This is a genomic window from Mesorhizobium sp. ESP7-2 (assembly GCF_020164715.1).
In the GTDB taxonomy this organism is placed as follows: Bacteria; Pseudomonadota; Alphaproteobacteria; order Rhizobiales; family Rhizobiaceae; genus Mesorhizobium.
Window position 1 is genome coordinate 114,754 of sequence record NZ_JAIUGQ010000018.1, and the last position, 6,190, is coordinate 120,943.

Genomic DNA, 6,190 nt, shown 5'->3' on the forward strand with positions numbered 1-6,190 from the left:
ATTTCGATATGGAGAGGGCACCGAGAGGCGCCCTTTTCATTTGGATGGAGAACTTGACGGGAGGGGCTCAGACGGCCGAACCGTAGAGATCATAGGCGTCGGCGCGCTCGATCTTGACGGTGACGATGTCGCCGGCGTGCATCGGGCGGCGCGACTGGATGTGGACCGAACCGTCGATCTCGGGCGCGTCGTATTTGGTGCGGCCTTTTGCCGACATGCCGTGTGCTTCGTCGATCAGCACCGGCAGGCGCTTGCCGACCTTCCTGGCAAGCTGCGTCGCCGAAATCTTCTGCTGGCGCTGCATGAAGCGATGCCAGCGCGCTTCCTTGATCTCCTGCGGCACCTGCTCGAGCCCAAGCTCGTTGGAGCGGGCGCCTCTGACCGGTTCATATTTGAAGCAGCCGGCGCGATCGATTTTCGCTTCATCCAGCCAATCGAGCAGCATCTCGAAATCGTCGTCCGTTTCGCCGGGGAAGCCGACGATGAAGGTCGAGCGGATGGCGAGATCCGGGCATACGTCGCGCCAGCCGCGAATGCGCTCGAGCGTTTTTTCGCCGTGGGCGGGCCGGCGCATGTTCTTCAACACCTGCGGCGAGGCATGCTGGAAGGGGATGTCCAGATAGGGAAGGATTTTTCCCTCGGCCATCAGCGGGATGACGTCGGCGACATGCGGGTAGGGGTAGACATAATGCATGCGCACCCAGATGCCGAGCTTGCCCAGTTCCTCCGAGAGATCGAGGAATTTCGCGCGCACTTCGCGGCCGCCGAACATGGACGTCTGGAACTTGATGTCGATGCCGTAGGCGCTGGTATCCTGCGAGATGACGAGCAGTTCCTTGACCCCGGCCTTGGCCAGTTTTTCGGCTTCGCGCAGCACATCGGCAGCCGGCCGCGAGACGAGATCGCCACGAAGTGCCGGGATGATGCAGAAGGTGCAGCGGTTGTTGCAGCCTTCCGAAATCTTCAAATAGGCATAGTGGCGCGGCGTCAGCTTAACGCCCTGCGGCGGCAGGAGGTCGATGTAGGGATCGTGCGAGGGAGGGGCAGCCTCATGGACGGCTGCCATCACGCTCTCATAGGCCTGCGGCCCGGTGATCGCCAGCACGTTGGGGTGCTTCTCGCGGATCACGTCCGGCTCGGCGCCCAGACAGCCGGTGACGATGACCCTGCCGTTTTCCGAAAGCGCGGAGCCGATGGCGTTGAGCGACTCGTCGCGGGCGGAATCAAGGAAACCACAGGTGTTGACGACAACCAGATCGGCGCCGTCATGCTTGCGGGCGATCTCGTAGCCCTCGGCCCGCAAACGCGTGATGATGCGTTCGGAATCGACAAGGGCTTTGGGACATCCGAGACTGACGAAGCTGACGCGCGGGGCGGACATGGGCGATTTTCCAATGGACACGAACCGGAAACACCGATCCGGCCCGCAGTCTCGACATATAACGGTTTGCATGGCTCCCGGCAGGAGCTCAATTCGGGCGGCGCAATAGCACGCCTTCCTCAATCAGGCAAACGGAGCACTAGGCCCCAGCCAGTGCGTCAGTGCCCGCCTGACCCGAACCATGGTGACAGGAGGGCGAAATGATCGGGGAATTGCTGCACGGCCCCATCAAGCAGCATCTTGACCGCGACATAGAGGATGATGATCAGGCCGACATAGGCAATCCAGCGGTATTTGTGCAGCAGGCGCGCGACGAACGACGCCGCAAAGCCCATCAACGCGATCGACAGCGCCAGTCCGACAATCAGCACCGTCGGATGGTTCATGGCCGCGCCCGCCACGGCAAGGACATTGTCGAGCGACATCGAGACGTCGGCAATGACGATCTGCCAGGCGGCCTGTGAGAAGGTCTTGCGTGGCCCCTTGCCGGCAATGACCCCATCCTTGTCGAAATCGCCGTTCGACAGCGCTTCGGTGGCGTCGCGCTCGTCATCGTGGCTGACACGCAATTCGCGCCACATCTTCCAGCAAACCCACAGCAAAAGCAGGCCACCACCGATAAGCAGCATGGGACCAATGGTCAGCAGCCATTGCGTGATCAGGGCGAAGAAAATGCGAAGAACGGTGGCAGCCGCGATGCCGACAAGAATGGCTCGCTTGCGTTGGCTGACCGGCAGGCCGGCCGCGGCGAGGCCGATGACGATGGCATTGTCGCCCGCAAGCGCAAGGTCGATGGCGATGACCTGAAGAAGAGCCGAAAAGCCCGCGGCGGTAAATATTTCCATCGACCTGGAAGCCCTTCGTCGAGTGTTCGTCGGCGATCGTTCGAACGGGCCTAAAGGCATGGTCCGCTGGCGTCAAGTCGCAGCGCCGGACAGCGCTGGAAAACCATTTTCGTGGCCGTGGATTACAGAAAAATTCTCAGTAACCGCTGGCCGCAAGCCAATGCCGGCGCAAGCCCACGAGAAACTAATCGTAGAGATTGTACTTCGCCCAATCGGCTTCCGGAATCTCATCTCCGATCCGATAGCGGAGCTGGAGAACTTCCATATGGTCCGGTCCCGTCTGGCATTTGAATTTCAGCCGGTACCACTGTCCCTTGCTGCGGAACGCCGCACCGGGGCTCCGGATGGCGTCTGCGCTCATCTCCGGCGTCGCGAAGGCGTATGCGACGACGCGGTCGGCCTTGAACTTGCGATCGTCGTGGGTGATCCGGTCCAGGATTTCGGCATCGCAACGCTGCTCGAGGCGGGTCTGCGGATCAAGTTTCATCAGCCCGGCGCGCAAAGCGTTGTCCATCGCACTGGCCGGAAAAGCCAGCGTCAGGGACGCAACGGCCATCATGCAGAGTGTCTTCATGGGCGGGACAAGCAACATGTTTTGTCTGAAAAATCAACCAACAGGCCTCTCAGGTTTCCGTGTTCAGGCGGGTCGGCGCATTCAAAACCCCGTGTCGTGTTTCAACGTCGGACGAATGCGGCCAACGGATCAGCGAGGCGTGCGTATCGCCGTCCCCAAGACTTGGCCGGCGCCAACCTGTTGTCGGAGAAACGCCTTTATGTCCGGGTCGAGATTCCGCCAATCGCAATCGCACAATGTAGCTTCCATCGCATAAAGCGCGAGGATCGTCACATGCCGGCCAAATCGAAACTTCAGGCGATGATAGGCTTCGACCGAGCCGAGATTGCGCAAATCGTCGCCGGAGACAATGTCGATTTCCGCCAACATCCGCGCCGTCACCGGGCCAAGGTTTCGCATGTTCTTGACGCGCACCATCATCATGCCTCCCTCGTTCGATAGGCAAATCCGGCTCAAACGGAGCGACGGCATAGAGCACGTTCACGATCATCCTGGCGAACTGTGCGAGGCCTGCGGCCAACGGATCAGCGAGGCACGGCCGGCGTCGGTGAGATCGTAGACGCCGTGGTCGACGCGCGCGAACCAGCCATAGACATTGTGCAGCAGGATCTTTGGCGCCAGCGGCGTCAGCGCCTTCAGGTCGCGTGGGCGCTTGGGCCCATCCGCCAACGCCGCGGCGCAGGCGAGGGCGCTTTGGCGGTAAGCGGTCATGATCGGATTGCGCGATCCGCCGCCCGCGACAGGATCGCCGCGACGGCGCCGATGTTCATCGACAAGACGCGAGCGGCGACGCGGATTCTTGCGCGGCGTAACGGTGACAGGGCTCAGGAGCACCTCGACGCGGTCGTTCGCCGTCACGCCAATCAGGCCGAAGCCGAGCCGGCGGCAAAGGTTGCGGAACCGGGCGTCGCTTTCACGTCCCTTGCCCCGGGCCGACATACGCGCGGCCAGCCACACTTCATCGCAAGCAGCCGCGCGGTCGACGCCCTGCAGAACCAGTTCGAGATTGAACTGCAGCTTCAACTCGCAGATGACGACGATCGGCGGCTCTCCCTCGCGCAGCGCGACGATGTCGCAGCCGCCGATTTCCCCTTTCACGACGAAGTCGAGGTTTTCGAGGAAACGCTTCACCGGCGCATAGAGTGAGGTCTCGTTCATACCGCAAGGCTTAGCCGATTCGACGTGAAAAGCCTCGCAGGCGAGATGGCGTCCCGCGTGCCTGACCCAGAGCTGGGATTCCGGAAGCGGTGCGACAGGGCTCAAGGACGAATTTTTTTGAGGAAAGCCAATAGCACGCGGTTGAACCGGTCGGGACGCTGCAAGGGCGCGAAATGACTGACGTCGGGCAGCATGACCAATTCCGATCCCAGTATGCTGCGGGCCAGATAGGTCGCGTGCTCGTCCTTGATAAACTCGTCGTGCTCGCTTTGGACGACCGCCACGGGCACGCCGATCTCTCCCAGTTCGGCCGCGCCATAATTGGGTTCGCTCTTCATCATCAGGCCGACGGCGTCGACAAACGCATCGAATTGATCCGGCGTGGCCGACAGCTCGGCGTAGTCCTTTTTGTGCCGGCTGAAACACCGCTCGATGACCGGACTGGCCTCGAATTCCTTCGTGCCGCTGGGATCCATGTTGCAGCCGAAGTAGAAAACGCCCGCGATGCGATCGGCGGCCATCATGCCAAGGATCAGGGCTACGCAGGCGCCATCGCTCCAACCCACTGCGATAGCCTTGTTCAAGTGCAGGCGATCCATCACCGCCAGGACATCCGAGGCCATCAGCTCGTATTTGTACGGCCGTTCGTCGCGCGTGCTGCGTCCATGGCCACGGCTGTCGATGGTGACGACCTGATAGCCGTGCTCGACCAATGTCGGGACCTGAAATCCCCAATTGCCGCTATGGCCAAGGCCGCCATGCAACAGGATCACGGGAAACCCCGTCCCAAACGTCGCGTACCAGATTTTTGCACCCTCGTGCTCAACCTGGCCTTCGTCCGCCGCGGCCGGCAAAGGAGCGGCGCCATGCGCTTCGAATTTCGTGAGATCGTCGTCGCGATAGTCCATGCCGAAAAACAGCCTCGTGGCAAATTGCGCAGGGCCTACATTTATCGCCGGCATCCGCCGAGACCAACCCGCGAGGGAATTTCTGCTGCCATCAGGCGACACGACAGGGGAGATTGTATTGCCTAACGGCCGATATTGACCGCACCTGTTGGCGCCCGATCCCCGCTGTTTCGCCCCGGCTGATTTTCGTCGAGCGCGCCGCCATTCGGCTCTGCCCGATTCGATCGTTTCCTGCGGCGCCGCAGCGGATAGCCGATCTGTCCGAAGTAGCTGGAGGGGACGGGATCATCGACGCCGTATTTCTCAGGCGCCTTGTTGCCAGTCGCATTGTACGTGCCGAACACCACGTCGAGGAAGGGCAGCTGTCCGGCGAAGTTCTTGTCGTAGGCTTCGCGCTGGTTGGCATGGTGCCAGCGATGGAACTGCGGGCCGGCGACGAGCCACTTCAAGGGACCGAACGGAATCCGCAAGTTCGAATGAACAAGCAGCGTGTGCCAGAAGTAGATGACGGAAAAGACGGCGATGGAGGCTTCGGAGAATCCGAGAAAAAAGATCGGTGTCAGCGAAATTGCCTTCGTGACTATGGCGTCGACGGGATGAGAGTGGAATGCACCCAGCCAATCCAGTTCCTCGATGCCGTGATGAACTGCATGGAACTTCCAAAGCGCGGGGATTTCGTGAAACGCACGGTGTGCCCAGTAGACGCCTATATCGGTAATCAGGATGATTTCGGCGACCTGCAGCCAGAGGGGCTGGCCGCCGACCGCGTGCGTTACCGATTGCGGGACCAGCATTGCAGCGGCTTCGAGCGTGTTGGCCGCTATCAGGATTATTACCGCCTTTACGACGAGGCCGTTGAACAGCACATAGATCAGGTCGACACCCAGGCCCTTGCGCAGGATTTTTTGCGGTCGCTCGGCAAAGAGATGCTCGAACGGAATGAAGATCAGCGCGCAGATCAACAGCCCCTTGATGCCAAAGATATCCATTCGACCGCTTATCGCCTTGCCTTTGGCCAGCGCCAGCCGCGCTTCAGCTTCCGAACAGAACCACATTTCTCCTTTCCAAAGGCTTGATGCCGGCCGCCGCTGTCGTGCTCCCGGCTTGTCATGCACTCGCCGGTGTCACATCCATGTCGCAACCTGGCGCTACTTGGTCGGCGCGCGCTTGTCGAACGCAGCGCAACGCGCGGCCTCCCAGGACTAACCCCTCCGGTCCCTGCTGAACTGACCCCCGAAAGTTGGACGCAACCTTCGGGGGTTTTGCATGTCCAGATTCAGCGAGCTTGAGAAGCGCTCGATTGTTGAGCGCTACTTGAGCGGGG

General features: G+C 61.0%; 7 protein-coding genes. All 7 read right to left on the bottom strand.

Translation table 11 applies throughout. The annotated features are described in order from the left end of the window. Positions 1–67 precede the first annotated feature (67 nt). Positions 68–1,381, bottom strand: coding sequence for a 30S ribosomal protein S12 methylthiotransferase RimO (rimO, locus tag LB543_RS18625; protein WP_224615102.1), 1,314 nt, complete (start codon positions 1,379–1,381; stop codon positions 68–70). A gap of 158 nt (positions 1,382–1,539) precedes the next feature. Continuing rightward, the gene (locus tag LB543_RS18630; protein ID WP_224615103.1) at positions 1,540–2,226 is read right to left on the bottom strand and encodes a TerC family protein; all 687 of its coding nucleotides are present in this window, start codon (positions 2,224–2,226) and stop codon (positions 1,540–1,542) included. 184 nt (positions 2,227–2,410) lie between these two features. Next, complete coding sequence (locus LB543_RS18635; RefSeq protein ID WP_224615104.1) at positions 2,411–2,818, bottom strand: DUF930 domain-containing protein; 408 nt, start codon at positions 2,816–2,818, stop codon at positions 2,411–2,413. Positions 2,819–2,929: 111 nt separating this feature from the next. Continuing rightward, positions 2,930–3,220, bottom strand: a complete 291-nt coding sequence (locus LB543_RS18640) for a TfoX/Sxy family DNA transformation protein (RefSeq protein WP_224615105.1) — start codon at positions 3,218–3,220, stop codon at positions 2,930–2,932. Between the two features lie 66 nt (positions 3,221–3,286). Then, a complete protein-coding gene (locus LB543_RS18645) occupies positions 3,287–3,958 on the bottom strand; it encodes a DUF2161 domain-containing phosphodiesterase (protein ID WP_224615106.1) in 672 nt (223 codons plus the stop codon). A gap of 101 nt (positions 3,959–4,059) precedes the next feature. Further along, positions 4,060–4,866: an alpha/beta fold hydrolase gene (locus LB543_RS18650; RefSeq protein ID WP_224615114.1), complete on the bottom strand. Its 807-nt coding sequence runs from the start codon at positions 4,864–4,866 to the stop codon at positions 4,060–4,062. A gap of 122 nt (positions 4,867–4,988) precedes the next feature. After that, on the bottom strand, positions 4,989–5,855 hold the full coding sequence (locus tag LB543_RS18655) for a sterol desaturase family protein (protein WP_224615115.1): 867 nt from the start codon (positions 5,853–5,855) through the stop codon (positions 4,989–4,991). Between the last annotated feature and the right edge of the window lie 335 nt (positions 5,856–6,190).

What these genes read in the sequence shown, in the direction of transcription:
- rimO (WP_224615102.1), bottom strand. Translation starts at nt 1,381, where the DNA reads ATGTCCGCCCCGCGCGTCAGCTTCGTCAGTCTCGGATGTCCCAAAGCC.
- LB543_RS18630 (WP_224615103.1), bottom strand. Translation starts at nt 2,226, where the DNA reads ATGGAAATATTTACCGCCGCGGGCTTTTCGGCTCTTCTTCAGGTCATC.
- LB543_RS18635 (WP_224615104.1), bottom strand. Translation starts at nt 2,818, where the DNA reads ATGTTGCTTGTCCCGCCCATGAAGACACTCTGCATGATGGCCGTTGCG.
- LB543_RS18640 (WP_224615105.1), bottom strand. Translation starts at nt 3,220, where the DNA reads ATGATGGTGCGCGTCAAGAACATGCGAAACCTTGGCCCGGTGACGGCG.
- LB543_RS18645 (WP_224615106.1), bottom strand. Translation starts at nt 3,958, where the DNA reads ATGAACGAGACCTCACTCTATGCGCCGGTGAAGCGTTTCCTCGAAAAC.
- LB543_RS18650 (WP_224615114.1), bottom strand. Translation starts at nt 4,866, where the DNA reads ATGGACTATCGCGACGACGATCTCACGAAATTCGAAGCGCATGGCGCC.
- LB543_RS18655 (WP_224615115.1), bottom strand. Translation starts at nt 5,855, where the DNA reads ATGGATATCTTTGGCATCAAGGGGCTGTTGATCTGCGCGCTGATCTTC.